The following is a 23,115-nucleotide window of genomic DNA, read 5'->3' as shown; positions in this document are numbered from 1 at the left end:
AGAGACAACGACGGACGCACGATGACCGCTCCCACCGCCACGCTCCAGCTTCGCGTCGCCGAAGCGCGCCAACTCAATCCGCTGATCCGCATGCTGCGCCTCAGCGCGGAAGACGGCCGACCGTTGCCGGGCTTCGCGGCTGGCGCTCACATCCGCGTGCAGGTGTCGCTGCCCGACGGCAAGACCGACTGGCGCCACTACTCGCTGATCAACTTCGCGACCGCGCGCAACGCCACCAATGCGCCGACCGAGTACGTGATCGCCGTGCGCAAGGAGGCCGAAGGCCGCGGCGGCTCTCGCTTCATGCATGAGGGACTGAACGAAGGCGACACGCTCGCCATCGAGGCGCCGAAGAACGACTTCCCCCTGCACACCGGCCCCGGCGGCTCGGTGCTGGTGGCGGGCGGCATCGGCGTCACCCCGCTCGCCACCATGGCTGCGCGCCGCCGCGCCGAGGAGGCGCCGGTGCGCATGCACTACGCCGGCCGCAACCGCGAGCTGATGGCGTTCCTGCCCGAGTTGCAGGCGCTGCTCGGCGACGACCTGCGCGTGCACACCGACGCCGAAGCCGGTGCGCCACTCGACATCGATGCACTGCTGGACGACGTGCCTGCCGGCGACCGCCTCTACGTCTGTGGCCCCAAGGTCATGCTCGACGCCGTGCTCGCCCGTACCCAGGCACGCGGCTGGGAACACGACCGCGTGCACTTCGAACTCTTCACCGAACCGGTTGCGGAAGAAGGCGACCAGCCCTTCGAGGTCGAGCTCGCCCAGTCGGGCCAGCGCTTCACCGTGCCGGCCGACCAGAGCATCCTCGACTGCCTCATCGAGCACGGCTGCGACCCGATGTTCGACTGCAAGCGCGGCGAATGCGGCGTGTGCGCCGTGCCCGTCATCGAGGGCGAGATCGAACACCGCGACTACGTGCTCACCGCCCGCGAGAAGGCGGAGGGCAACGTCATGCAGATCTGCATCTCGCGCGCCAAGGGTGCGCGCCTGGTGCTCGACCTCTGAAGCCAGGAGCCGCCAGACCATGACCTCGTACCGAGACAACCCCGATGCCGTGCGCGCGCTCGTGCAGAACGACCGCGTGCACCGCGACCTGTACACCAGCCAGGAACTCTTCGAGCTGGAGCAGGAGCACTTCTTCGCCAACACCTGGAACTACGTCGGCCACGAAAGCCAGTTGCCCAAGCCCGGCGACTGGATCAGCAACGAGATTGCAGGCCGCCCGCTCGTCGTGGTGCGCCACACCGACGGCAGCGTGCGCGCGATGATGAACCGCTGCGCGCACAAGGGGTCGCGCCTCGTGAGCGCGCCGTGCGGCAACACCGGCAAGTTCTTCCGCTGCCCGTACCACGCCTGGACCTTCAAGACCGACGGCTCGCTGCTGGCGATCCCGCTGAAGACCGGGTACGAAAACACCGCGCTGCACGAGTGCGAATCGGCCAAGGGCCTGACGACGCTCAAGCACGTGCGCAGCCACCGCGGCTTCATCTTCGTGAAGATCAACGACGCGGGCCCCGACTTCGAGGCGTACTTCGGCGACTCGCTGAGCTCCATCGACAACATGGCCGACCGCTCGCCTGAAGGCGAACTCGAAATCGCCGGTGGGTGCCTGCGCTTCATGCACCAGTGCAACTGGAAGATGTTCGTGGAGAACCTCAACGACACCATGCACCCGATGGTGGCGCACGAGTCCTCGGCCGGCACCGCCAAGCGCATGTGGGCCGACAAGCCCGCAGACGAACCCAAGCCGATGGCGGTCGAGCAGTTCGTGCCCTTCATGTCCGACTACAAGTTCTTCGAGGACATGGGCATCCGCACCTACGACCACGGCCACAGCTTCACGGGCGTGCACTTCAGCATCCACAGCAAGTACAAGGCGATCCCCGAGTACGACGACGCCATGAAGGCGCGCTACGGCGAAGAGAAGACCGCGCAGATCCTGGGCATGGCGCGGCACAACACGGTGTACTACCCGAACCTCACGATCAAGGGTGCGATCCAGGCGATTCGCGTGGTGAAGCCGATCTCGGCGGACAAGACGCTGATCGAGAGCTGGACCTTTCGCCTGAAGGGCGCGCCGCCCGAGCTGCTGCAGCGCACCACCATGTACAACCGGCTCATCAATTCGCCGTTCTCGGTGGTGGGGCACGACGACCTGCAGGCGTATCGCGGCATGCAGGCCGGCCTGCACGCGAGCGGCAACGAGTGGGTGAGCCTGCACCGCGACTACGACGCGTCAGAGTTGAAGGGCGGCGAGATCACCACCGGTGGCACCAACGAGCTGCCGATGCGCAACCAGTACCGCAGCTGGGTCGAGCGCATGACGGAGACGATGTGATGACCGGCACCGACACCAACGCCGAAGTCACCCGCCAGGACCTCGTCGACTTCGTCGTGAACGAAGCACACCTGCTCGATACGCGCCGCTACGAGGAGTGGAATGCGCTCTTCACCGACGACGCCTTCTACTGGGTGCCGCTCGTGCCCGACCAGGAAGACGGCCTCAACCACACCTCGCACCTCTACGAAGACAAGCTGCTGCGCGACTTGCGCATCGAGCGCCTGAAGAGCCCGCGCGCGTTTTCGCAGCAGCCGCCGAGCCGCTGCCACCACCTGCTGCAGGTGCCGGTGGTCGAGACCTTCGACGCCGAGGGCAACCGCTTCGTGGTGCGCACCGGATTCCACTACACCGAATCGCAGGGCGACGAGCTGCAGTTCTACGTCGGCACTTTCTTTCATCACCTCACGGTGCAGGACGGTGCGCTGCGCATGACGCTCAAGCGCGTCAACCTGCTCAATTGCGACGCGGCGCTCCCGGCCGTGCAGCTTTTCATCTAGGGACGTGATGCCACACACCACCGTCCATCAGGTCTTCGCGGCGACCGCGCAGCGCACGCCGCAGGCCGAGTTCATGTTCACCGAATCGGTGACTGCGGCCGCCTATGGCGTCGCAGCCGGCGCCATTCACTGGGGCGAAGCTGCTGCCGAGGTAGAGCGGCTACGCGCGGCCTATGCGCACGCCGGCTACGGGCATGGCCACCGCGTCGGCCTGCTGCTGGAGAACCGGCCTGCATTCCTCTTCCACTGGTTCGCGCTCAATGCACTGGGCGTGAGCGTGGTGCCAATCAATGCCGAGATGCGCTCGGCTGAACTGGTCTACCTGATCGGCCACAGCGAAATCGGCCTTGCCGTCACGCTGCCCGAGCGCGCCGCCGACTTGCGTGCAGCCGCGGCACAAGCCGGCGTGGCCTTCGAGACGATGGGCCCCGACGACGCAGTGCCCAGCGCGAAGACCGCTGCGCCGCGTGCGCACGCGCCCATCGGCGTCGACACCGAATGCGGCCTGCTCTACACCTCGGGCACCACCGGACGCCCCAAGGGCTGCATCCTGAGCAATGCCTACTTCCTGCGCGCAGGCGAGTGGTATGCCGCGCTCGATGGCGTCTGCAGCATCCGGCCTGATGCCGAGCGCGTCATCACGCCGCTGCCGCTCAACCACATGAACGCGATGGCGTTCTCCACCATGGTGGTGCTGGTGGCGGGCGGCTGCCTCGTGCAGCTCGACCGCTTCCATCCGAAGACGTGGCTCGCCAGCGCACGCGAAAGCGGTGCGACCATCGTGCACTACCTCGGTGTGATGCCCGCGATGCTGCTGTCCGCACCGCCGTCTGCCGCCGACCGCGACCATGCGATCCGCTGGGGCTTCGGTGCCGGCGTGGACCGCAAGAACCACGCACCCTTCGAGGAGCGCTTCGGCTTTCCGCTGGTCGAGGCCTGGGCCATGACCGAGACCGGCGCGGCCGCCTGCATCATGGCCAACCGCGAACCGCGCCTCGTGGGCACGAGCTGCTTCGGCCGGCAGGAAGATTTCGTCGAACTCCGCCTCGTGGGCGAAGACGGCAACGACGTCGGCACCGATGCACCGGGCGAACTGCTCGTGCGTTCGGCCGGCAGCGACCCGCAGCGCTACTTCTTCTCCGGCTACCTGAAAGACGAAGAGGCCACGCGCGAAGCCTGGGCCGACGGCTGGTTCCACACGGGCGACCTCGTGCGCCGCGATGCCGAGGGCAACTTCTTCTTCGTGGACCGCAAGAAGAACGTGATCCGCCGCAGTGGCGAGAACATCTCGGCCGTCGAGGTCGAGAGCGTGCTCAACCAGCACCCGGCCGTGAAGACCTCGGCCGTGGCCGCGACGCCCGATGCGGTGCGCGGCGACGAAGTGCTGGCCTGCATCGTGGTGCGCGAGGGCGCCGATGCCTCGCAGCGCGCGCAGATCGCCGCGAGCATCGTCCAGCACGCGCTCGACCAGCTCGCCTACTACAAGGCGCCGGGCTACATCGCCTTCGTCGATGCGCTGCCGCTCACGCCTTCGCAAAAGATTCAGCGCGGGCAACTGCGCGAGATGGCGCAGTCGCTGCCGGGGCAGGGGCACTGCATCGACACGCGTGCAATGAAAAAGAGGCAGGCATGATCCGCAACCGACTCTCCTACGAAGGCGTTGCGGTCGCGGTGCCGATCACCGTGCCCTACGTGCGCTACTCCACGCGCACCGCGCACTGGTTCATCGGACAGGCCATCGAGGCGCTGGTCGAAGCCAGCGGCGTCGCCAAGGAGCAGATCGACGGCCTGTGCCTCAGCAGCTTCTCGCTCGCGCCCGACACGGCCGTGGGCGTGACGCAGCACCTGGGGCTCTCGCCGCGCTGGCTCGACCATGTGCCCACGGGTGGCGCATCGGGCGTGATGTGCCTGCGCCGTGCCGCACGTGCCGTGCAGGCGGGCGATGCCGACATCGTGGCTTGCGTGGGCGCCGACACCAACCACGTCGATTCCTTCCGCCAGACGCTCGGCAGCTTCAGCAACTTCGCGCGCGATGCGAGCTATCCCTACGGCTCGGGCGGACCGAACTCGATCTTCGCGTTCATCACCGCCAACTACATGCGCACCTACGGCGCCAAGCGCGAGGACTTCGGCCGCATCTGCGTGGACCAGCGCACCAACGCGCTCGGCAATCCGAACGCGATGTTCAAGAAGGGCCTGACGCTGGACGAGTACATGGCCGCGCGCCCCATCTCCGACCCCATCCACCTCTTCGACTGCGTGATGCCCTGCGCGGGCGCCGACGCCTTCCTCGTGATGAGCGAGGAGCGCGCACGCGACCTGGGCCTGGCCCACGTCGTGATCCGCGGCGCCATCGAGCGTCACAACGCCTACGCAGAAGACCCGGTGATGGTGCAGGGCGGCTGGCGCAAGGACCGCGACGACCTCTACGCGCAGGCCGGCGTCCAGCCCGCCGCGCTCGACTTCGTGCAGACCTACGACGACTACCCCGTCATCGTGATGATGCAGTTCGAGGACCTGGGCTTCTGCGAGAAGGGCGAGGGCCCGGCCTTCGTGCAGTCGCACACCATGACCTTTGATGGCAGCTTTCCGAACAACACCAGCGGCGGCCAGCTCTCGGCCGGGCAGGCGGGTGCGGCGGGCGGCTTCCTCGGCATGGTCGAGGCGATCCGCCAACTGACCGACCAGGCCGGACCGCGCGCAGTGCCCGATGCGCAACTCGGTCTCGTCGCCGGCTTCGGCATGGTGACCTACGACCGCTGCCTGTGCACAGGCGCCGTCATCTTGGGGAGACCCGCATGACCATGCCGATGATGCGCCCCCCGCGCAAGAACCCGGTGCTGCGCACCCGGCAGATGAACCTGCCGCCCGGTGCGCGCGGCCGCGTCGCGCTCGGCCTCACGGCCGCCGCCGCCGAGGGCCGGTTCGAGCTGCAGACCTGCGAGGACTGCGGCACCGTGCAGTACCCGCCGCGCGAGGTCTGCCACAAGTGCCTTTCCGCCGCGCTGCGTTGGCGTGCACAGAGCGGCGAGGGCGAACTGCTCGGCAGCACCACGCTGCATCACAGCAACGACCTGTTCTTCCGCGAGCGGCTGCCCTGGCGGCTGGGCCTCGTACACCTGGATGCAGGGCCGACGCTCATGGTCCACCTGCACGGCGAGGTCGGCGATGCGCCGCAGCGCGTGCGCGTGGGCGCCCGGCTCGACCGCGCCGGCCAGGCCGTTCTCATTGGTTTTCCGAATGAAGGGAGTGCCCACATGGCCGACGACAAGATGCTGCGTGAAATGACCAGCGACCCCAAGTTCCGCAAGGCGCTGGTGACCGACGGCAAGACCGAGACCGGCCAGGCCATCGTGCGCGCGCTGGTGAAGGCCGGCGCCGACATCGTCTGGGTCGGCCATGCCGAGCCCTGGAAGAAGATGGGCGACGGGCTGGACGACATCTCGGCGCTGCCGCAGGTGACGCTGGTGCCGCTGGACCTCACCAACGGTCGCCAGGTGACCGAGCTTGCGGGCTCCATCGGCGGCAAGGTCGACATCGTGATCAACAACGCCGAGGTGCACCGCACCTTCGGCATCGGCGCGCGCCGTGGCACCGACGTGGCCAAGGCCGAGATGGACATCAACTACTTCGGCCTGCTGCGCCTCGCGCAGGAGTTCGGCCCGGCGCTCAAGGGCCGCTCGGCCGATGGCGCGACCGGCGCGACCGCGTGGGTCAATTTGCTGTCGATCTACGCGCTCAGCAACTTTCCGCCGCACGGCACCTTCAGCGCATCGAAGGCGGCGGCGCATTCACTCGCGCAGTGCCTGCGCGCCGAGATGCGGCCCGCGGGCATCCGCGTGATCAACGTGTTCCCCGGCCCCATCGACGACGAATGGAACCAGCACACACCGCCGCCCAAGCTGGCGCCTGCCGCGCTGGCCAACGCCATCGTGAAGGCGCTGCGCGATGGCGTGGAAGACGTCTACCCGGGCGACGTCGCGCAGGAGTGGCTGGAGCGCTGGCGCGACAACCCGAAGGTGCTCGAGCGTGAACTCGCGGCAGGCGGCTGAGAACAGGAGCCACACGAATGACCACGACAACCGAACTGATGTCCGCCGCCGAAATCCTCGGCGGCCTCGTGACCGCGATGGCCAGCGGCCGCATCCGCGTGATCGACCTCACCCAGACGCTCACGCCCGAGTTCCCGCAGATCGCGCTGCCGCCCGAGATGGGCCAGTGCTGGCCTTTCCGCATCGAGGAAGTGTCCAAGTACGACGAGCGCGGCCCGGGCTGGTACTGGAACAACTTCTCCTGCGGCGAGCACACGGGCACGCACTTCGATGCGCCGATCCACTGGATCTCTGGCCGCGACCTGCCGAACAATTCGGTCGACACGATTCCGGTGCAGAACTTCGTGGCCCCTGCCTGTGTGATCGACTGTTCTCCGCAGGTGAAGGACGACCCCGACTACCTGCTGACGCTGGAAGACATCGAGGCCTACGAAGCCGTGCACGGCCGAATCCCGAAGGGTGCGTGGGTGCTGATGCGCACCGACTGGTCCAAGCGCACCGATCCCGAGGCATACCAGAACTTCGACGAGACCGGCCAGCACACGCCCGGCCCGAGCACCGAGGCCGTGCGCTTCCTGGTGGAGCAGCGCGACGTGCTGGGCTTCGGCTCGGAAGCCATCGGCACCGATGCCGGGCAGGGCTATCACCTGCGTCCGCCGTATCCGTGCCACTACTACATGCATGGCGCCGGGCGCTATGGGCTGCAGTGCCTGAGCAACCTCGACCTGCTGCCGCCGTCGGGCGCGGTGCTGATCTGTCCGCCGCTCAAGATCGAGAAGGGCAGCGGCAGCCCGCTGCGCGTGCTGGCGCTGGTGGGAGCTTCGGCATGACCACGGCACCCAAGGTCGCGGCCGTTACCGGTGGCAGCGCCGGCATCGGCAAGGCGATCTGCGAAGACCTGCTCGCGCAAGGCTACGAGGTGGTGTCGCTCGCGCGCCGCAAGGCCGAGATCGATCACCCGAAGCTGCACAGCATCGAGGTCGACCTGAGCGACCGCGCCGCCACGGGCGAGGCGGTGCGCGAGCTGGTCGGGCGCTTTGCGCCGACCACCATCGTCCACAACGCCGGCGTGATTCGTGCCGCGCTGCTGCCCGAAGTGAAGCTCGACGATCTCGACGCACTGGTCGACCTGCACCTGGGCTGCGCGATCCAGCTCGTGCAGGGCGCGTTGCCCGCCATGCGCGCGCAACGCTTCGGCCGCGTGGTGCTGCTGTCGTCGCGCGCGGCGCTGGGTCTTGCGACCCGCACCAGCTATTCCGCGACCAAGGCCGGCATGCTGGGCATGGCCCGCACCTGGGCACTGGAACTCGCGGCGGATGGCATCACGGTGAACGTGGTCGCGCCCGGTCCGATCCGCACCGACATGTTCTACGACGTCGTCGAAGCCGGCAGCGAGAAGGAGAGATCGCTCGCAGCCTCCGTGCCCGTCAAGCGCCTGGGCGAATCGACCGACGTGGCACGCGCCGTGCGGTTCTTCGCCGACGCCGACAACAGCTTCGTCACCGGCCAGGTGCTCTACGTCTGCGGCGGCACCAGCGTCGGCAGTTTGGCCCTCTAGTTTTCAGTCCCGTTCCGTTCCGTTCAAAAAACATCACCTCTGGAGCATCGCCATGAAAGTCCTGAACCGATTCCGTGCCCTCGCGGGCATCGCCGTGGGCCTCGGCGCCCTGAGCGCCGTGGCTGGCGCGTGGGCCGCCGATCTCAAGGTCGGCTTCATCACGTCGCTCTCGGGGCCGGTGTCGTCGCTCGGCATTCCCTATGAGAAGGGCATGAAGGCCGCGCTCGCCTACAAGGCCGACCTCGGCGGTCGCAAGATCCAGCTGGTGCAACTGGACGATGCGTCGGATCCGTCCACGGCCGCCCGCAATGCCCGCAAGATGATCGACGAGGACAAGGTCGACGTCATCATCGGCACCGCGGGCTCGCCCGGTGCGCTGGCCATTGCCGGCGTGGCGCGCGAGACCAAGACGCCGCTCATCTCCATCGCCAACGCCAACCTGCCCGGCGAAGAAGGCTCGTGGATGGTCACGCTGCCTCAGCCCGCACCGCTGATGGTGAGCGCGGTGGTCGAGCGCATGAAGAAGTCGGGCGTGAAGACGGTCGGCTACATCGGCTTTTCTGACGCATGGGGCGACCTGGTGTATGACGCGTTGCAGAAGAGCGCGGAGCCGGCGGGCATCAAGATCGTGTCGAACGAGCGCTATGCGCGCGCCGATTCGTCGGTGACCGGGCAGGTGCTGAAGATCGTGGCGCTGCGCCCCGATGCGGTGATCACCGGCACCTCGGGCACGCCCGGCGCGCTGCCGTATCTCGCGCTGTCGGAGCGCGGCTACAAGGGCCAGATCTACGGCATGCACGCGCTCATCAACCCCGACTTCGTGCGCGTGGGCGGTGCGGCCGTCGAAGGCATGCTCGCACCCACCGGCCCGGTGATCGTGGCGGAGCAATTGCCCAACGACAACCCGATCCGCAAGGTGTCGATGGACTTCCGCGCCGCCTACCAGAAGGCCAACGGCGCCCCGCCGACCGATGCCTTCTCGGCTTACACCTTCGACGCCTGGCTGCTGTACCTCGATGCGGCCCAGCGCGCGCTCGCCACCAAGGCCGAGCCGGGCACGCCGCAGTTTCGGCTTGCACTGCGCGACGCCATCGTCAGCACCAAGGAGCTGGTGGGCACGCACAGCGTCTACAACTTCAAGCCGACCGATCGCTACGGGTCGGACGAGCGCTCGCGTGTGGTCGTGAAGCTGGAAAAGGGCCAGTGGAAGCTGGTTCCCTGAAACAACGCACACAACACACGCTGGAGCAATCTCAATGAAAAAGAACCTGGCCCGAATCCTCGGCCTCACCGCGGTCGCATTGGCCGCCGCACAGGCGATGGCCGCCGATCTCAAGATCGGCTTCATCAGCTCGCTGTCGGGCCCAGTCGCCGCACTCGGCGTGCCTTACGAAAAGGGCATACGCGCCGCCATCGCCGAGCATCCCGAGATCGGCGGCCGCAAGGTCCAGCTGATCGTGCTGGACGACGCCTCCGACCCCACCACCGCCGGCCGCAACGCGCGCAAGCTGGTGACGGAGGACAAGGTCGATGTGCTGATCGGTACCTCGGGCGTGCCGGGCGCGATGGCTATCGCCTCGGTGGCACGCGAACTGAACACGCCGCTGATCTCGCCCACGCCGGTGACCATCGCCGGCCCCGAAGGCGCGTGGACCGTGACGGTGTCGCAGCCGTTCCCGCTCATGGTCGCGGGCGTGGTCGAGCGCATGCAGAAGTCGGGTGTGAAGACGGTGGCCTTCATCGGCTTCTCCGATGCGCTGGGCGACCTGGCCTATGACTCGCTGGTGAAAAGCGCAGCCACGGCCGGCATCAAGGTGGTGGCGAACGAGCGCTATGCGCGCAGCGATTCGTCGGTGGCCGGGCAGATCCTGAAGATCGTCGCGGCACGGCCCGACGCCGTGTTCGCGGGCAACTCCGGCACGCCCGGCGCGCTGCCCTACATCGCGCTCGCCGAGCGCGGCTACAAGGGCAAGATCTACGGCACGCACGGCCTCATCAACGCCGACTTCGTGCGCGTGGGCGGCGCCTCCATCGAAGGCCTGCAGGTGCCCAGCGGCCCGGTGCTGGTGGCGGACCAGTTGCCCGACAGCAACCCCATCAAGAAGGTGTCGATGGGCTTTCGCGCGGCCTACCAGAAGGTGAACGGCGCGGTGCCGACGGACGCGTTCTCCTCGTACACCTACGACGCCTACCTGCTGCTGGCCGACGCCGCCTCGCGCACCAAGGGCGAGCCGGGCACGCCGCAGTACCGCACGGCTCTGCGCGATGCCATCGTGGCTACCCGCGAGCTGGTGGGCACGCACGGCATCTACACCTTCAAGCCCGACGACCGCTACGGCTCCGACCAGCGCGGCGTGGTGATCGTGCAGATGAACAAGGGCCAGTGGAAGCTGGTCCCCTGAAAGAAGCAGCCTGAGCGCCCGCCGATGACCAGCTACCGCCATCATCCCGACCGCATCGCCGCCCTGGTGCAGGACGACCGCGTGCACCGCGACCTGTACCTGAGCGAAGAGATCTTCGCGCTCGAGCAGGAGCGCCTGTTCGCGAACACCTGGGTCTTCCTCGGCCATGCGAGCCAGGTGCCGGAGGCGGGCGACTTCGTGACGCAGGAGGTCGCGGGCCGGCCGCTCCTGATGGTGCGGCAGCCCGATGGCGCGGTGCACGTCATGTACAACCGCTGCGCCCACAAGGGCACGCAGCTGGTGACGGACGAGAGCGGCAACACCGGCCGCTTCTTCCGCTGCCCGTACCACGCGTGGACCTACAAGCTCGACGGCGCGCCGCTCGGCCTGCCGTTGAAGGCGGGCTACGACGGCACGCAGCTCAAGGCCTGCGAATCGGGGCAGGGGCTGTCGGTGGTCAAGCACGTGAAGGTCTACCGCGACTTCGTGTTCGTGCGGCTCTCCGACATCGGCCCCACGTTCGAGGACTACTTCGGCGAAGTGCTCGGCGCCATCGACAACATGGTCGACCGTTCGCCCGAGGGCAAGCTCACCGTGGGCGGTGGCGTGCTGCGCAACATCGTCCATTGCAACTGGAAGATGTACCTGGAGAACATCAACGACACGGTGCATCCGATGTCGACGCACGAGTCGGCCACCAAGGCGGCCGAGGCGCTGTGGGAAGGCCATGGGCCTTCTGATCCCAAGCCGATGGCGATGGAGCAGATCCTGCCCTTCGGCTCCGGCTACGAGTTCTTCGACAGGATGGGCGGGCGCGTGTTCGCCAACGGACACAGCGTGCTGGGCGTGAACTTCAGCATCCACTCCAACTATGCGCAGCTTCCCGAGTACGAGGCCGCAATGCAGGCCGCGCACGGGGTCGAGCGCGCGGCCGACATCCTGCAGCGCTCGCCGCAGAACTCGGTCTTCTATCCGAGCCTGTCGGTGAAGGGCTCGCCGCAGGCGATCCGCGTGATCCGCCCGCTCGCTGCCGACCGCACGCTGATCGAGGCCTGGAGCTTTCGCGCGGCCGGTGCGCCCGCGCTGCTCTTCGAGCGCGCGATGAGTTACAACCGGCTCGTGTTTTCGCCGATGTCGGTGGTCGCGCACGACGACGTGCACCTGTTCGAGAGCATCCAGCAGGGCCTGCGCGCCGGCGGCAACGAATGGGTGAGCCTGCACCGCAACTACGACGCGGCCGAGCTCGCGCAATCGACCGTCACCACCAACGGCACGAACGAGCTGCTCATGCGCAACCAGTTCCGTGCGTGGGCGAAGGCGATGGCCACGGAGGTCGCGGCATGAACGATCCGCGCGATTTCATTGCTCATGAGGCTGCCCTGCTCGACGAGCGGCGCTTCGACGACTGGCTCGCCCTCTTCGCCGAGGACGGCCACTACTGGGTGCCGCTGCTCGGCGCCGCGCAGGCCGATCCGTTCTCGCACAACTCGCTGGCTTTCGAGGACCGCCTGTTGCTGCAGTTGCGCGTCGATCGCCTGAAGAATCCGCGCGCCCATTCGCAGCACCCCGCGAGCCACAGCCAGCATGTGCTGCAGCCCTCGCGCATCGAGAGCGAGACCGGGGACGAGGTGCATCTGCGCACGCCGTTCCTCTACGTCGAGGCGCGCGGCGAGTCCCAGATCCTGCTGAGCGGCACGGCCCGCCACCACCTCGTGCGCACGCCTTCGGGCTGGGCCATCCGCCAGAAGCGCATCGACCTGCTCAACGCCGCACGCGCATTGCCGGCGATCCAGTTGTTCATCTGAGTTACCTGTTCATTCCAACCATCCTCACCGGAGCTACGACATGAAGAGCCTGATGCTGACCCTGACGCGCGGTGCCATCGCCGCGGCGCTGACCGCCTGTGGTGTTGCGAGCGCGCTGGCGGCCGACCTGAAGGTCGGCCTGAGCGTGTCGCTCTCGGGGCCGAACTCTTCGCTGGGCGTGCCCTACGCGAAGGGCATGCAGGCGGCGCTCGCCTACAGGCCCGAGATCAACGGCCGCAAGGTACAGCTCATCGTGCTGGACGACGGCTCCGATCCGACCACGGCCGGGCGCAATGCGCGCAAGCTCGTCGAAGAGGAAAAGGTCGATGTGCTCATGGGCACGTCGGGCGTGCCAGCTGCCATCGCGATGGCGCAGGTCGGCCGCGATGCGAAGACGCCGATGATCGGCCTCACGCCCATCCTGCTCGATCCGAACGAAAACCCGTGGGTCATGACGGTGGCGCAGCCCACCCAGCTGATGATCGATGCGGTGGTCGAGCGCATGAAGCGCAACAACGTCAAGACCGTGGGCTACATCGGCTTCACCGACGCCTGGGGCGACCTGGTGTACGACGCGCTCATGAAGGCCGCGCCCGGCGCCGGCATCAAGGTGGTGAGCAACGAGCGCTATGCGCGCGCCGATGCGTCTGTAACGGGCCAGGTGCTCAAGATCGTGGCGCTGCGCCCAGACGCGGTGATGACCGGCGGCGCCGGCACGCCGGGTGCGCTGCCGTTCCTCGCGCTGCAGGAGCGCGGCTACAAGGGCGGCGTGTACGGGCAGCACGGGCTCATCAACCCCGATTTCGTGCGTGTGGTCGGCGCGGCGGGGCAAAACGCGCTGATGCCCACCGGCCCGGTGATCGTTGCCGAGCAACTGCCCGACAACTACCCGACCAAGAAGATCGCGACCGACTTCCGCGCCGTGTTCCAGAAGGTCAACAACGCGCCGACCAGCGACGCCTTCTCGGCCTATTCCTTCGACGGCTGGCTGGTGTTCGCCGATGCCGCTTCGCGCGCCATGAAGAAAGCCGAGCCGGGAACCGCCGAGTTCCGCCTCGCGCTGCGCGACGCGATCTTCAGCACCAAGGAAGTGGTGGGCACGCACGGTGTCTACAGCTTCAAGCCCGGCAGTCTCTACGGCGTGGACGAGCGCGCCCGCGTGATCGTCAAGCTGGACAACGGCCAATGGAAGCTTGCACCTTGATCGACGCCCCGTTCCCGAAGAAGACAAGAAAAAAGATGAAAGCTACGCCTGAGGTTTTCCTATGACGTGGGACGTCGCGCTGATTCTCATCACCGACGGCCTTGCCAACGGTGCCGTCTATCTGCTGGCCGGGCTCGGGCTGGTATTGATCTTTTCCGTGACGCGGGTGGTGTTCGTACCCTTCGGCGACATCGCGGCCTTCGCGGCGCTGTCGCTCGCGGCCTTCGAGACCGGCCGCGTGCCGGCCACCATAGGCATGGTCGCGGTGCTCGCCGCGCTGGCGTTGGCGACGGAAATCGGCAGCCTGTTGCGGCGCGGCGAGGGCGCGCGCATTCCGAAGGCGGTGCTGATGTGGGGCGTGCTGCCCGCGATTCCGTGCGTGCTCGCATGGCTCGCGGCGCGGCCCGGCGTGCCGGTGGCGGTGCACATCGCCGTCGCGGTGCTGCTGGTGGTGCCCATCGCGCCGCTGCTGGCGCGGGTGGTGTTCCAGCCGATTGCCGATGCCTCGGTGCTGGTGCTGCTCATCGTGTCGCTGGCGCTGCACTTCCTGCTCTCCGGCCTGGGCTTGCTGTTCTTCGGCCCTGAGGGTTCGCGCACCACGCCGCTCACCAGCGCCGTGTTCACGCTCGGCGACGGGTTCACGGTCAGCGGCCAGGTGGTGTTGATGGTGGGCGCGGCCATCGTGCTGAGCGGCCTGTTCTTCCTGGTGTTCGAGCGCACGGTAGCAGGCAAGGCGCTGCGTGCGACCGCGGTGAACCGGGTGGGCGCGCGGCTGGTCGGCATCCGGCCCGTGCGCACCGCGCTGCTGGCCTACGGCTGCGCCTCGCTGCTGGCGGGGCTCATCGGCGTGCTGATCGCACCGGTGACGACCATGTACTACGACTCGGGTTTCATCATCGGCCTGAAGGCCTTCGTGGCCGCGATCATCGGCGGGCTCGTGAGCTACCCGATGACGGCCGTGGGCGCGCTTGCGGTCGGCGTGGTGGAGAGCTTTGCCTCGTTCTGGAGCGGCGCGTTGAAAGACGTGATCGTGTTCAGCCTGCTCATACCGGTGCTCATGCTGCGGTCCTTCATGGCCGCGCATTCCGAAGAGGAAGAAGACGAGGTGGACCAATGAGTGCGAACCGCAAGCGCATGACGTGGATCGCCGCGGTGGTCGTCGTGCTGGCCTTGGTGCCGGCGGTGGCGGGCAGCTTCACGGTTTCGCTGCTGAACGACATCGGCATCGGCGCGCTGGTGGCGCTCGGGCTGGTGCTGCTCACGGGCGTGGGTGGCGCGACTTCGTTCGGGCAAGCGGCCTTCGTGGGCATCGCGGCCTACGCGACCGCGTGGCTCACGACGGCGCAAGGCATGTCGCCCTGGATCGGCCTCTTGTTCGCGCTGCTGCTCACGGGCCTCTCGGCGCTCGCCATCGGCATGCTCACGCTGCGGCTCGGCGGACACTTCCTGCCGCTCAGCACGATCGCGTGGGGGTTGTCGATTGCGATGCTGTTCGGCAACGTCGATGCGCTCGGCCGCCACACGGGGCTGTCGAACATTCCGGCGTTGCAGGTCGCGGGCTGGTCGCTGGCCGATCCGCGCGCGATGTATTACCTGATCTGGGTGGTGGTCGGGCTGGCCTGCCTCTTCAGCCACAACCTGCTGCAGTCGCGGCCGGGCCGCGCGATCCGCGGGCTGCGCGGCGGTGCGACGCTGCTGGCGAGCGTGGGCGCGGATGCGTACCGCGTGCGGCTCACGCTCTTCGTCACGGCGGCGCTCTTCGCGGGGCTGGCGGGTTGGCTCTATGCGCACATGAACCGCTTCGTGAGCCCGTCGCCCTTCGACGTGCGCGCGAGCATCGAGTACCTGCTGATGGCCGTGGCCGGCGGACTCGGGCAACTGGCGGGTGCGCTGGTGGGGGCTGCGCTGGTGCTGGTATTGAAGAACGGCTTGCAGGACGTGCTGCCGATGCTCACGCAGCGCGCAGGGCAACTGGAGGCCGTGGCCTTTGCCGCGCTCTTCATCCTGTTGCTGCACTTTGCGCGCGGCGGGTTGATGGGGTTGCTGCGGCGCTGGACGCGCAGGCGCGGCGCTGCGCAGGGCGCGTCGCGCCACGAGGCGCCTCCGGTCGATCCGCTGCCGCATCGCCAGCTGCCGGCGCGCGGCACGCAGGTGCTGTCGGTGAACGGCGCGGTCAAGCGCTTCGGCGGGCTGGTGGCGGTGAACGACGTGAGCTTCGACGTGAAGGCCGGCGAGATCGTCGGGCTGATCGGGCCGAACGGCGCGGGCAAGTCGACCATGTTCAACCTGCTGACCTGCACGCTGCCGATGACCTCGGGGCAGGTGCGCTTTCTCGACCACGACATCGCCGGCATGCCGCAGCGGCAGGTGGCGCGGCTGGGCCTTGCACGCACCTTCCAGCATGTGAAGCTCAGGCCGCACATGAGCCTGCTCGACAACGTGGCGCTCGGCGCGCATTCGCGCACGCGCTCGGGCATCCTGAAGGCGGGCCTCAGGCTCGATCGCAAAGAGGAGATGCAGATCCTGCAGGAGGCGCAGCGCCAGCTCGACCGCATCGGTCTCGGCGACCGCGCGCATGAGCTCGCGGGCAGCCTGCCGCTGGGCACGCAGCGCATCCTGGAGATCGCGCGCGCGCTGACCGCGGACCCGGTGCTGCTGGTGCTCGACGAGCCCGCGGCCGGTTTGCGCCGCAAGGAAAAGATGGCGCTCGGCGACCTGTTGCGCAAGCTCCGCGAAGAGGGCGTGACCATCCTGATCGTCGAACACGACATGGACTTCGTGATGAAACTGGTGGACCGTCTGGTGGTGATGAATTTCGGCTCCAAGCTGGTGGAGGGCGTGCCGTCGGCGGTGCGCGCCGACGAGCGCGTGCAGGCTGCATACCTGGGGAGCGTTGTATGACCGCGATGCTGGAGATCGGTGACCTGCATGTGTCGTATGGGCAGGTGGAGGCGGTGCGCGGCGTGTCGCTCGACTTGCAACCCGGCCAGATCATCTCGGTAATCGGACCGAACGGCGCAGGCAAGACCACGCTGCTGGCCGCGGCCATGGGCCTCTTGCCGTGCAAGGGCACGCTGCGCTTCGAGGGCGAAGACCTGCAGGGGCTCGACGTGGAAGCGCGCGTGGAGCGCGGCCTGTGCCTCGTGCCCGAGAAGCGCGAGCTGTTCGGCGAACTCACCGTGCTCGACAACCTGCAGCTCGGCGCGTATGCCAAGCGGCTGCGCGGCGATGCGATGAAGAAACGGCTGCAGTCGGTGTACGACCGGTTCCCTCGGCTGGCCGAGCGCCGTTCGCAACGCGCCGACACGCTCTCGGGCGGCGAGCGGCAGATGCTGGCGGTGGGGCGCGCGCTGATGTCGGCGCCGCGCCTGTTGATGCTCGACGAGCCCAGCCTCGGCCTCGCGCCGCTGATCGTGCGGGACATCCTCACTATCGTGCGCAAGCTGCGGGACGACGGCGTCTCGATCCTGCTGGTCGAGCAGAACGCGCGCGCCGCACTCGAAAGCTCGGACGAGGGCTATGTGCTGGAGACCGGAGAGATCGCGCTCTCAGGTGCCTCGGCCGAACTCGCAAGCGACCCGCGCGTGCAGGCGACCTATCTGGGCGGGGGCACGCACGATGACGAGTGAGGTGCGCGCACTGCCGCCGGCGCAGCGCACGCTGCCCGCGATGCTGCAGCGGCAGTCGGCGTTGTTCGCCGGTCGCCCGCTGCTGCGGATTGCGGGGCGGCAGTGGACGCACGGCGATGCGGCCGAGGCTGCCGGGGTGCGTGCCGCGGCGCTCGTGCAAGCCGGCGTGGCGCGCGGCGACCGCATCGCGGTGATGTGCGGCAACCGCATCGAGTTTCTCGAAACCTTTCTTGGCGCGGGATGGATGGGCGCGTCGGTCGTGCCGGTGAACACGGCGTCGATGGGACCGCAGATCGCGTACTTCCTCGAGAACAGCACGGCGAAGTTGCTGGTGATCGAGGCGGGTTTTCTCGAACGTCTGAAGACGGCGGACCTCGCTCGCACGGCCCTGCGAGAAGTATGGGTGGTGGGCGAGGGCGGCGCTGAGTGGGAGCCGCCTGCCGGCGTGCGCGTGTCGGTCTACCCGCAAGGATCGGAGGCCATCGCGCCCGCCGCGGTGCAACCGGGCGACCCGCTCGCCATCCTCTACACCTCGGGTACCACCGGCCCGGCCAAGGGCGTGATTTGCCCGCACGCGCAGTATTTCTGGTGGGGCGTGAACAGCGCCGAGGTGCTCGGCGTGGGGCGAGACGACGTGCTGTGCACCACGCTGCCGCTCTTTCACATCAACGCGCTCAACACCTTCGCGCAGGCTGCGCTGACCGGGGCCGAGGTGGTTTTCGAATCGCGCTTCTCGGCGTCGGGTTTCTGGCCGTCGATGCGCGCGAACGGCGCGACCGTGGTCTACCTGCTGGGGGCGATGGTGCCGATCCTGCTCGCGCAGCCCGAGGGCGAAGGCGAGCGCGATCACCGCGTGCGCATCGGGCTCGGGCCGGGTGTGCCCGCGACGGCGGGGCAGGCGTTCAAGGCGCGCACGGGCGTGTCGTTGCTCGAGGGCTACGGCTCGACGGAAACCAACTTCGCGATCGCCACGTCGCCCGATTCGCCGCGCGGCGGTGTCATGGGCTGGCTGCGGCCGGGCTTCCAGGCCTGCGTGGCTGACGAGGACGACGTGGCATTGCCGCCCGGCGAGGCCGGTGAACTGCTGCTGCGCGCGGACGAGCCCTACGCCTTTGCGAGCGGCTACTTCAACATGCCGGAGAAGACGGTCGAAGCCTGGCGCAACCTGTGGTTTCACACGGGCGATCGCGTGGTGCGGGATGCAGACGGCGCGTTTCGCTTCGTGGACCGCATCAAGGACGCGATCCGCCGGCGCGGGGAAAACATCTCTTCGTTCGAGGTCGAGCAGGTGTTGCTGAGTCACCCCGGCGTGGCTTCGTGCGCGGTGTATCCCGTGCGCTCCGAGCTGGCCGAGGACGAGGTGATGGCCGCGCTGGTGGCTCGCGACGGGGAGCGCATCGATCCCGTGGAACTGTCGCGCTTCTGCGAGAGCCGCCTGCCGTACTTCGCGGTGCCGCGCTACATCGACGTGCTGCCCGACCTGCCGCGCACCGAGAACGGCAAGGTGCAGAAGTTCAAGCTGCGCGAGCGCGGCGTGGGGCCGCAGACCTGGGATGGGCGGCCCGCGAGGCCATAGGCCCGTGCGCACCGCAGCACTGGAACTGAATGGCGGGCGTTTCACGCGGTGACAGCCTCGGTCGTGGAGCGCCGTTAAAATAATTCAGAACTAAACAATTCAGGTATGCAGTCAAATCTACTCATTGGCCGGCACGCGCTTGTGACCGGCGCTGCACGCGGCATCGGTGCGGAGATCGCGCGCACCCTGGCGGCCGAGGGCGCCGTGCTGACCCTGCTCGGGCGCGACCGTGAGGCGCTTCAGCGCGTGGCCGATACGCTCGCTGGCAGCGGGCATGGCGTTGCCGCCGCCGATGTGGCCGATCCGGAAGGCGTGCAAGCCGCCTTCGCGCAGGCTCGCGCAGCGCGAGGGCCGATTGCGATCCTCGTCAACAACGCTGGCGCTGCCGAGAGCGCGCCGTTCCTGAAGACCTCGGTCGCGCTCTGGCAGCGCATGCTGGCGGTGAACCTCACTGGCAGCTTCCTGTGCGCGCAGGCGGCGCTGCCCGACATGCTCGATGCGGGCTGGGGCCGTATCGTCAACATCGCGAGCACGGCGGGCCAGAAGGGCTATGCCTATGTCTCGGCCTACACGGCCGCCAAGCACGGCGTGATCGGCCTCACGCGCTCGCTGGCGCTCGAAGTGGCGCGCAAGGGCATCACGGTGAATGCCGTGTGCCCGGGCTACACCGACACCGACATCCTGCGCAACAGCGTCGCCAACGTGGTCGGCAAGACCGGGCGCAGCGAGGCCGATGCGCTGGCGGAGTTCTCCAGCGTGAACCCGCAGAAGCGCATCGTGCAGCCGTCCGAGGTGGCCGACACGGTGCGCTGGCTGTGCGGCGAAGGTGCAGCGTCGGTCACGGGTCAGTCGATTTCGGTTTCGGGAGGAGAAGTGACATGACACGCAACGACGCCTCGCACGCCGCGCTCAGCGACGCCGAAGAACTCGGTCATGAAGCACGCGCCGGTCACGAAGACCACGCGATGCTCAAGCTGTGGTTGCGCATGCTCGCGAGCACCACGCAGATCGAAGCGGAGATCCGGCGCCGGCTGCGCGAGCGCTTCGGCATCTCGCTCGCGCGCTTCGACTACATGGCGCAGCTTTATCGCTACAAGGACGGGCTCAAGATGCGCGTGCTGTCGCGCTACCTCATGGTGACCGGCGGCAATGTGACGGGCCTGACCGACGAACTCGAGCGCGAAGGCATGGTGGCGCGCGCACCCAGCCCCGACGACCGCCGCGCATGGATCGTGAGCCTCACGCCCGCGGGGCGGCGCACCTTCGAGACGATGGCGAGCGAGCACGAGCAGTGGATCCTCGAAATGTTCTCGGGCCTCGACATGAAGACGGTCAAGCAGATGCACAGCCAGCTCGGACTGCTGCGCGTGCACGTGATGCGCGGTGAGGCGACGGGCGAGGAGGGCTGAGCATGAGCGATGCCACGCATGTCGACCTGGAGGCGCCGAGCGCGGAGTTCCGGCGGCCGCGATTGATCCGGTTTTCGGACTGCGATCCGGCGGGCATCGTGTTCTATCCGCAGTACTTCGTGATGCTCAACGGGCTCGTCGAAGACTGGGTGAACGACGGGCTGGGCCTGAGCTACCACGGGCTCGTGGCGCAGCGCCGCATCGGCCTGCCGACCGTGAAGCTCGATGTGGACTTTCGCGCCGTGAGCCGCATGGGTGATCCGGTGATGCTCGGGCTCGCCGTGGAACGGCTGGGCTCGCGCTCGATGACGCTGGCGGTGCGCTGCTTCGGTGCCGAGTCCGGTGAAGTGCGCATGCAGATGACGCAGGTGATCGTGACGACGTCACTGGAGACCCATCGCGCCGTTGCCATTCCCGACGACATGCGCGCGGCGATCCTGCGCGACGCGCCGGTGTTGGCGGGTTGAACTTCAAGGCGCCGGGTCGGCGTCCTGCGCAGTTTTCTTCAGCCAGCCGCTGAGTTCTCGCTTCCCTTTGGCATTGGCCGAGCGCCACGCCTCGCGTGCGGCCGCAATGAAGCGCTCTTCCGCCGCATCGGGCACCTCGGAGGGCCGGTCTTCCTTGTCGAGCCAACCGGGCTCCACGTCGCAGTGCCTCTCGATCTGCCGCGCGAGGTTGTCGCCGATGGGCCGAGAGCTCTTGATCTGGCTCCACATGCTCGGAGAGATTTCGATCTTCTTCGCAAAGGCCTGGTCCAGCCCCTTGGCTGGCAGGCCCGCAGCAACGGCGCCCTCGAGAAAGCGGCGATGCAGCGCAAGGACATTGCGACGGCGCGCGACGGTGATATTGGGCACTGTTCAAAAACAACAACAAGACAAGAAAAGATTGTCCCGGTTGTTGACGTCGCCGTAAACACTATTTACAGTTGCCCTCATTCGCGGCCTAGGCCGTCCCTTTTTCCAACCCCTCACAGCCGACAGCGGCAATTTTTGACCCAGGAACCATCGTGAACACCGCATTGACCCTCACCAACATTCGACCCGCATCGGGCCGGGCGTTCGTGCGCGTGTGGTCGTGCGGTGGTGGGTTCGGCATGCCGTCGTCGAAATCGAATCTGCGCCAGAACTACGTGCATGCCACGCAAACCGCAGCCCGCCTGCGCGTTGGCAAGTTCGAGGATCAGGTGCTACCGGGTGGAGGTTGCGCATAGGCGCATACCTTCCAAGCTCTCTCCAGCAGAGGCCCGGACACCGAAAGGTTTCCGGGCCTTTTTTTGTTTTGTTTTTTTGTTTGCCGTGCCTTGCCATTTCGGGTGTGCCTTCACCACACCGCCAGGAACCACCGCGTAGACGGTCTGGCGGGATGTGCAGGAACTGATCCCTCCTGTGCAGCGACGTCGTACGGGGCAGCGCCCAGCGCGCTGTCCGTCGCGTGAGGACACAACCGAAATGGAAAAGCGGTCAGTCGTTTTTTCGCACCGAACCCGAGCGGAACCGGGCCATTGCAGATGGTCCTTCCGCGGAAACCGGCCGCAAAGATTGGGCGGCGCCGGAACTCGTAACCGGACACTTTTTGTCTTTGCTTTTCATCCCGCGTTAGCTCAATGGATCAGAGCACTTGCCTACGAAGCAAGGGGTTGCACGTTCGAGTCGTGCACGTGGGGCCATTTTGTTTTCCGTCACAACAACCAAGGAGTCACCATGCGCAAGCGCAACACCCCGATCCGGATGATCACCGTGCGCCCGGCACAGCCGCGCAGGCACATGGTGCTGGCATTGGCGCAACGCTTCGGCATTGGCAGGCGCGCGACTGATGGCCTGTCCGCCTCGACCGGCCGCGAGCGTTTGCTCGAAGTGCTCGACCTCGACCAGCGCGTGCGCGAAGTGGGCGAGTGGTAGCCGGCCGATCGGTTTTCTTTTCACGGTGTGCGTAGCTCAACGGCAGAGCCGCGGGTTGTGGTCCCGCTGACGACGGTTCGATTCCGTTCGTGCACCCCATCGCTTTCTTTTACTTCTTCTTCAACCCATTCACCTATCGCCGCGAAAGGAGGCGAGCCACCATGCACCCTCACGTCCTGCAACTCGATATTCAGGGCACGCCGCAAGCCTGGATTTCTCTGGAGCAGGCGGTGCTGCACTACGCCACCGGCTCGGTCGCGTGGGAAGACGGCGTCCTGCCGCTGGCCACGCTACGCGGCGGCTTCAACGTGGCGCGCGGTGCGCAGTCGCGCATCGACGTGGCGCCCATCATCGCGCTGCGCGGAGCCTCGAAGATCAACCTGTTCGACGTGGTGCCCGGCGTCACCAAGGGCAAGCTGGTGCGTCGCGACCGCTACACCTGCGCGTACTGCGCGGGCGTGTTCCACGAGCGCGACCTGCAATGCGAGCACGTCCTGCCCGAATCGCGCGGCGGTCCGTGGACCTGGACCAACTTGGTGAGTGCGTGCGCCGCCTGCAACAACAGGAAGGCCGCGCGCACGCCGGAGGAAGCCGGCATGCCGCTGGTCTATCTGCCCTACGTGCCGAGCCGCTTCGAGAACTTCCTGCTCGAAGGCCGCAACATCCGCGCAGACGTGCACGAGTGGCTGGCGAGGCGGCTTCCCAAGGGCTCGCGGCTTCAGTGAAAGGGGGCGC

At 67.5% G+C, this 23,115-nt stretch carries 24 protein-coding genes and 2 tRNA genes; 25 read left to right on the top strand and 1 reads right to left on the bottom strand.

Annotated features, from left to right (window positions below; translation table 11 throughout):
- The first annotated feature begins 21 nt into the window (after window positions 1–21).
- The 20 genes from J2W23_RS05835 to J2W23_RS05740 all read left to right on the top strand — a co-directional run bounded on the left by J2W23_RS05835 (window position 22) and on the right by J2W23_RS05740 (window position 20,949).
- Entirely contained in the window at window positions 22–1,014 is a 993-nt protein-coding gene (locus J2W23_RS05835) for a PDR/VanB family oxidoreductase (protein WP_307647988.1), read from the top strand.
- Window positions 1,015–1,033: 19 nt separating this feature from the next.
- Entirely contained in the window at window positions 1,034–2,347 is a 1,314-nt protein-coding gene (locus J2W23_RS05830) for an aromatic ring-hydroxylating dioxygenase subunit alpha (protein ID WP_307647987.1), read from the top strand.
- Window positions 2,347–2,847 carry an aromatic-ring-hydroxylating dioxygenase subunit beta gene (locus tag J2W23_RS05825; protein WP_307647986.1) on the top strand — a complete coding sequence of 167 codons (501 nt, stop codon included), beginning with the start codon at window positions 2,347–2,349 and terminating at the stop codon, window positions 2,845–2,847. Before J2W23_RS05830 ends, J2W23_RS05825 begins: the two co-directional genes overlap by 1 nt.
- Window positions 2,848–2,854: 7 nt before the next feature.
- Entirely contained in the window at window positions 2,855–4,480 is a 1,626-nt protein-coding gene (locus J2W23_RS05820) for an AMP-binding protein (protein WP_307647985.1), read from the top strand.
- The gene (locus tag J2W23_RS05815) at window positions 4,477–5,649 is read left to right on the top strand and encodes a thiolase family protein (protein WP_307647984.1); all 1,173 of its coding nucleotides are present in this window, start codon (window positions 4,477–4,479) and stop codon (window positions 5,647–5,649) included. Before J2W23_RS05820 ends, J2W23_RS05815 begins: the two co-directional genes overlap by 4 nt.
- Window positions 5,646–6,899: an SDR family NAD(P)-dependent oxidoreductase gene (locus tag J2W23_RS05810; protein WP_307647983.1), complete on the top strand. Its 1,254-nt coding sequence runs from the start codon at window positions 5,646–5,648 to the stop codon at window positions 6,897–6,899. Before J2W23_RS05815 ends, J2W23_RS05810 begins: the two co-directional genes overlap by 4 nt.
- A 17-nt stretch (window positions 6,900–6,916) precedes the next feature.
- Window positions 6,917–7,729 carry a cyclase family protein gene (locus tag J2W23_RS05805; protein ID WP_307647982.1) on the top strand — a complete coding sequence of 271 codons (813 nt, stop codon included), beginning with the start codon at window positions 6,917–6,919 and terminating at the stop codon, window positions 7,727–7,729.
- Window positions 7,726–8,457: an SDR family oxidoreductase gene (locus tag J2W23_RS05800; protein WP_307647981.1), complete on the top strand. Its 732-nt coding sequence runs from the start codon at window positions 7,726–7,728 to the stop codon at window positions 8,455–8,457. Before J2W23_RS05805 ends, J2W23_RS05800 begins: the two co-directional genes overlap by 4 nt.
- A 52-nt stretch (window positions 8,458–8,509) precedes the next feature.
- A complete protein-coding gene (locus tag J2W23_RS05795; protein ID WP_307647980.1) occupies window positions 8,510–9,679 on the top strand; it encodes an ABC transporter substrate-binding protein in 1,170 nt (389 codons plus the stop codon).
- A 34-nt stretch (window positions 9,680–9,713) separates the two neighbouring features.
- Window positions 9,714–10,859 (top strand): ABC transporter substrate-binding protein, encoded by a 1,146-nt coding sequence (locus tag J2W23_RS05790; RefSeq protein ID WP_307647979.1) that lies wholly within the window; start codon window positions 9,714–9,716, stop codon window positions 10,857–10,859.
- A 24-nt stretch (window positions 10,860–10,883) separates the two neighbouring features.
- Window positions 10,884–12,203 carry an aromatic ring-hydroxylating dioxygenase subunit alpha gene (locus J2W23_RS05785; RefSeq protein WP_307647978.1) on the top strand — a complete coding sequence of 440 codons (1,320 nt, stop codon included), beginning with the start codon at window positions 10,884–10,886 and terminating at the stop codon, window positions 12,201–12,203.
- Complete coding sequence (locus J2W23_RS05780) at window positions 12,200–12,664, top strand: aromatic-ring-hydroxylating dioxygenase subunit beta (protein WP_307647977.1); 465 nt, start codon at window positions 12,200–12,202, stop codon at window positions 12,662–12,664. Before J2W23_RS05785 ends, J2W23_RS05780 begins: the two co-directional genes overlap by 4 nt.
- Window positions 12,665–12,704: 40 nt before the next feature.
- Window positions 12,705–13,868 (top strand): ABC transporter substrate-binding protein, encoded by a 1,164-nt coding sequence (locus J2W23_RS05775; protein ID WP_307647976.1) that lies wholly within the window; start codon window positions 12,705–12,707, stop codon window positions 13,866–13,868.
- A gap of 61 nt (window positions 13,869–13,929) precedes the next feature.
- Window positions 13,930–14,985 carry a branched-chain amino acid ABC transporter permease gene (locus tag J2W23_RS05770; RefSeq protein WP_176658871.1) on the top strand — a complete coding sequence of 352 codons (1,056 nt, stop codon included), beginning with the start codon at window positions 13,930–13,932 and terminating at the stop codon, window positions 14,983–14,985.
- On the top strand, window positions 14,982–16,769 hold the full coding sequence (locus tag J2W23_RS05765; protein ID WP_307647975.1) for a branched-chain amino acid ABC transporter ATP-binding protein/permease: 1,788 nt from the start codon (window positions 14,982–14,984) through the stop codon (window positions 16,767–16,769). Before J2W23_RS05770 ends, J2W23_RS05765 begins: the two co-directional genes overlap by 4 nt.
- Window positions 16,766–17,497 carry an ABC transporter ATP-binding protein gene (locus tag J2W23_RS05760; protein ID WP_093124379.1) on the top strand — a complete coding sequence of 244 codons (732 nt, stop codon included), beginning with the start codon at window positions 16,766–16,768 and terminating at the stop codon, window positions 17,495–17,497. The genes J2W23_RS05765 and J2W23_RS05760 overlap by 4 nt, the downstream gene beginning before the upstream one ends.
- Entirely contained in the window at window positions 17,487–19,073 is a 1,587-nt protein-coding gene (locus J2W23_RS05755; protein WP_307647974.1) for an ATP-dependent acyl-CoA ligase, read from the top strand. Before J2W23_RS05760 ends, J2W23_RS05755 begins: the two co-directional genes overlap by 11 nt.
- Before the next feature lie 105 nt (window positions 19,074–19,178).
- Complete coding sequence (locus J2W23_RS05750) at window positions 19,179–19,955, top strand: SDR family NAD(P)-dependent oxidoreductase (RefSeq protein ID WP_307647973.1); 777 nt, start codon at window positions 19,179–19,181, stop codon at window positions 19,953–19,955.
- Window positions 19,952–20,482 carry a MarR family winged helix-turn-helix transcriptional regulator gene (locus J2W23_RS05745; RefSeq protein ID WP_176658867.1) on the top strand — a complete coding sequence of 177 codons (531 nt, stop codon included), beginning with the start codon at window positions 19,952–19,954 and terminating at the stop codon, window positions 20,480–20,482. The genes J2W23_RS05750 and J2W23_RS05745 overlap by 4 nt, the downstream gene beginning before the upstream one ends.
- 2 nt (window positions 20,483–20,484) lie before the next feature.
- Window positions 20,485–20,949: an acyl-CoA thioesterase gene (locus J2W23_RS05740; RefSeq protein ID WP_307647972.1), complete on the top strand. Its 465-nt coding sequence runs from the start codon at window positions 20,485–20,487 to the stop codon at window positions 20,947–20,949.
- Between the two features lie 3 nt (window positions 20,950–20,952).
- Here J2W23_RS05740 and J2W23_RS05735 read toward each other — a convergent pair whose 3' ends face one another.
- Window positions 20,953–21,336 (bottom strand): hypothetical protein, encoded by a 384-nt coding sequence (locus tag J2W23_RS05735; protein WP_307647971.1) that lies wholly within the window; start codon window positions 21,334–21,336, stop codon window positions 20,953–20,955.
- 152 nt (window positions 21,337–21,488) lie between these two features.
- Here J2W23_RS05735 and J2W23_RS05730 point away from each other — a divergent pair, with 152 nt between their 5' ends.
- The 5 genes from J2W23_RS05730 (at window position 21,489) to J2W23_RS05710 (ending at window position 23,105) form a co-directional block, all read left to right on the top strand.
- Window positions 21,489–21,692 carry a hypothetical protein gene (locus J2W23_RS05730; protein ID WP_307647970.1) on the top strand — a complete coding sequence of 68 codons (204 nt, stop codon included), beginning with the start codon at window positions 21,489–21,491 and terminating at the stop codon, window positions 21,690–21,692.
- A 379-nt stretch (window positions 21,693–22,071) separates the two neighbouring features.
- Window positions 22,072–22,148 (top strand) — tRNA-Arg (locus J2W23_RS05725).
- Window positions 22,149–22,182: 34 nt separating this feature from the next.
- On the top strand, window positions 22,183–22,380 hold the full coding sequence (locus J2W23_RS05720) for a hypothetical protein (RefSeq protein ID WP_013540118.1): 198 nt from the start codon (window positions 22,183–22,185) through the stop codon (window positions 22,378–22,380).
- A gap of 25 nt (window positions 22,381–22,405) precedes the next feature.
- A tRNA-His gene (locus tag J2W23_RS05715) sits at window positions 22,406–22,479 on the top strand.
- Window positions 22,480–22,541: 62 nt separating this feature from the next.
- Window positions 22,542–23,105 carry an HNH endonuclease gene (locus J2W23_RS05710; RefSeq protein WP_307647969.1) on the top strand — a complete coding sequence of 188 codons (564 nt, stop codon included), beginning with the start codon at window positions 22,542–22,544 and terminating at the stop codon, window positions 23,103–23,105.
- Window positions 23,106–23,115 lie beyond the last annotated feature (10 nt).

The sequence above is a fragment of the Variovorax boronicumulans genome (genome assembly GCF_030812215.1).
Taxonomy (GTDB): domain Bacteria; phylum Pseudomonadota; class Gammaproteobacteria; order Burkholderiales; family Burkholderiaceae_C; genus Variovorax; species Variovorax boronicumulans_C.
The sequence above is the reverse complement of the archived record's forward strand: the minus strand, read 5'-3'. Positions and strand labels throughout refer to the sequence as shown.

Bases quoted from the DNA above. Each gene is read 5' to 3' on its own strand.
- J2W23_RS05835 (WP_307647988.1), top strand. From the start codon at position 22: ATGACCGCTCCCACCGCCACGCTCCAGCTTCGCGTCGCCGAAGCGCGC.
- J2W23_RS05830 (WP_307647987.1), top strand. From the start codon at position 1,034: ATGACCTCGTACCGAGACAACCCCGATGCCGTGCGCGCGCTCGTGCAG.
- J2W23_RS05825 (WP_307647986.1), top strand. From the start codon at position 2,347: ATGACCGGCACCGACACCAACGCCGAAGTCACCCGCCAGGACCTCGTC.
- J2W23_RS05820 (WP_307647985.1), top strand. From the start codon at position 2,855: ATGCCACACACCACCGTCCATCAGGTCTTCGCGGCGACCGCGCAGCGC.
- J2W23_RS05815 (WP_307647984.1), top strand. From the start codon at position 4,477: ATGATCCGCAACCGACTCTCCTACGAAGGCGTTGCGGTCGCGGTGCCG.
- J2W23_RS05810 (WP_307647983.1), top strand. From the start codon at position 5,646: ATGACCATGCCGATGATGCGCCCCCCGCGCAAGAACCCGGTGCTGCGC.
- J2W23_RS05805 (WP_307647982.1), top strand. From the start codon at position 6,917: ATGACCACGACAACCGAACTGATGTCCGCCGCCGAAATCCTCGGCGGC.
- J2W23_RS05800 (WP_307647981.1), top strand. From the start codon at position 7,726: ATGACCACGGCACCCAAGGTCGCGGCCGTTACCGGTGGCAGCGCCGGC.
- J2W23_RS05795 (WP_307647980.1), top strand. From the start codon at position 8,510: ATGAAAGTCCTGAACCGATTCCGTGCCCTCGCGGGCATCGCCGTGGGC.
- J2W23_RS05790 (WP_307647979.1), top strand. From the start codon at position 9,714: ATGAAAAAGAACCTGGCCCGAATCCTCGGCCTCACCGCGGTCGCATTG.
- J2W23_RS05785 (WP_307647978.1), top strand. From the start codon at position 10,884: ATGACCAGCTACCGCCATCATCCCGACCGCATCGCCGCCCTGGTGCAG.
- J2W23_RS05780 (WP_307647977.1), top strand. From the start codon at position 12,200: ATGAACGATCCGCGCGATTTCATTGCTCATGAGGCTGCCCTGCTCGAC.
- J2W23_RS05775 (WP_307647976.1), top strand. From the start codon at position 12,705: ATGAAGAGCCTGATGCTGACCCTGACGCGCGGTGCCATCGCCGCGGCG.
- J2W23_RS05770 (WP_176658871.1), top strand. From the start codon at position 13,930: ATGACGTGGGACGTCGCGCTGATTCTCATCACCGACGGCCTTGCCAAC.
- J2W23_RS05765 (WP_307647975.1), top strand. From the start codon at position 14,982: ATGAGTGCGAACCGCAAGCGCATGACGTGGATCGCCGCGGTGGTCGTC.
- J2W23_RS05760 (WP_093124379.1), top strand. From the start codon at position 16,766: ATGACCGCGATGCTGGAGATCGGTGACCTGCATGTGTCGTATGGGCAG.
- J2W23_RS05755 (WP_307647974.1), top strand. From the start codon at position 17,487: ATGACGAGTGAGGTGCGCGCACTGCCGCCGGCGCAGCGCACGCTGCCC.
- J2W23_RS05750 (WP_307647973.1), top strand. From the start codon at position 19,179: ATGCAGTCAAATCTACTCATTGGCCGGCACGCGCTTGTGACCGGCGCT.
- J2W23_RS05745 (WP_176658867.1), top strand. From the start codon at position 19,952: ATGACACGCAACGACGCCTCGCACGCCGCGCTCAGCGACGCCGAAGAA.
- J2W23_RS05740 (WP_307647972.1), top strand. From the start codon at position 20,485: ATGAGCGATGCCACGCATGTCGACCTGGAGGCGCCGAGCGCGGAGTTC.
- J2W23_RS05720 (WP_013540118.1), top strand. From the start codon at position 22,183: ATGCGCAAGCGCAACACCCCGATCCGGATGATCACCGTGCGCCCGGCA.
- J2W23_RS05710 (WP_307647969.1), top strand. From the start codon at position 22,542: ATGCACCCTCACGTCCTGCAACTCGATATTCAGGGCACGCCGCAAGCC.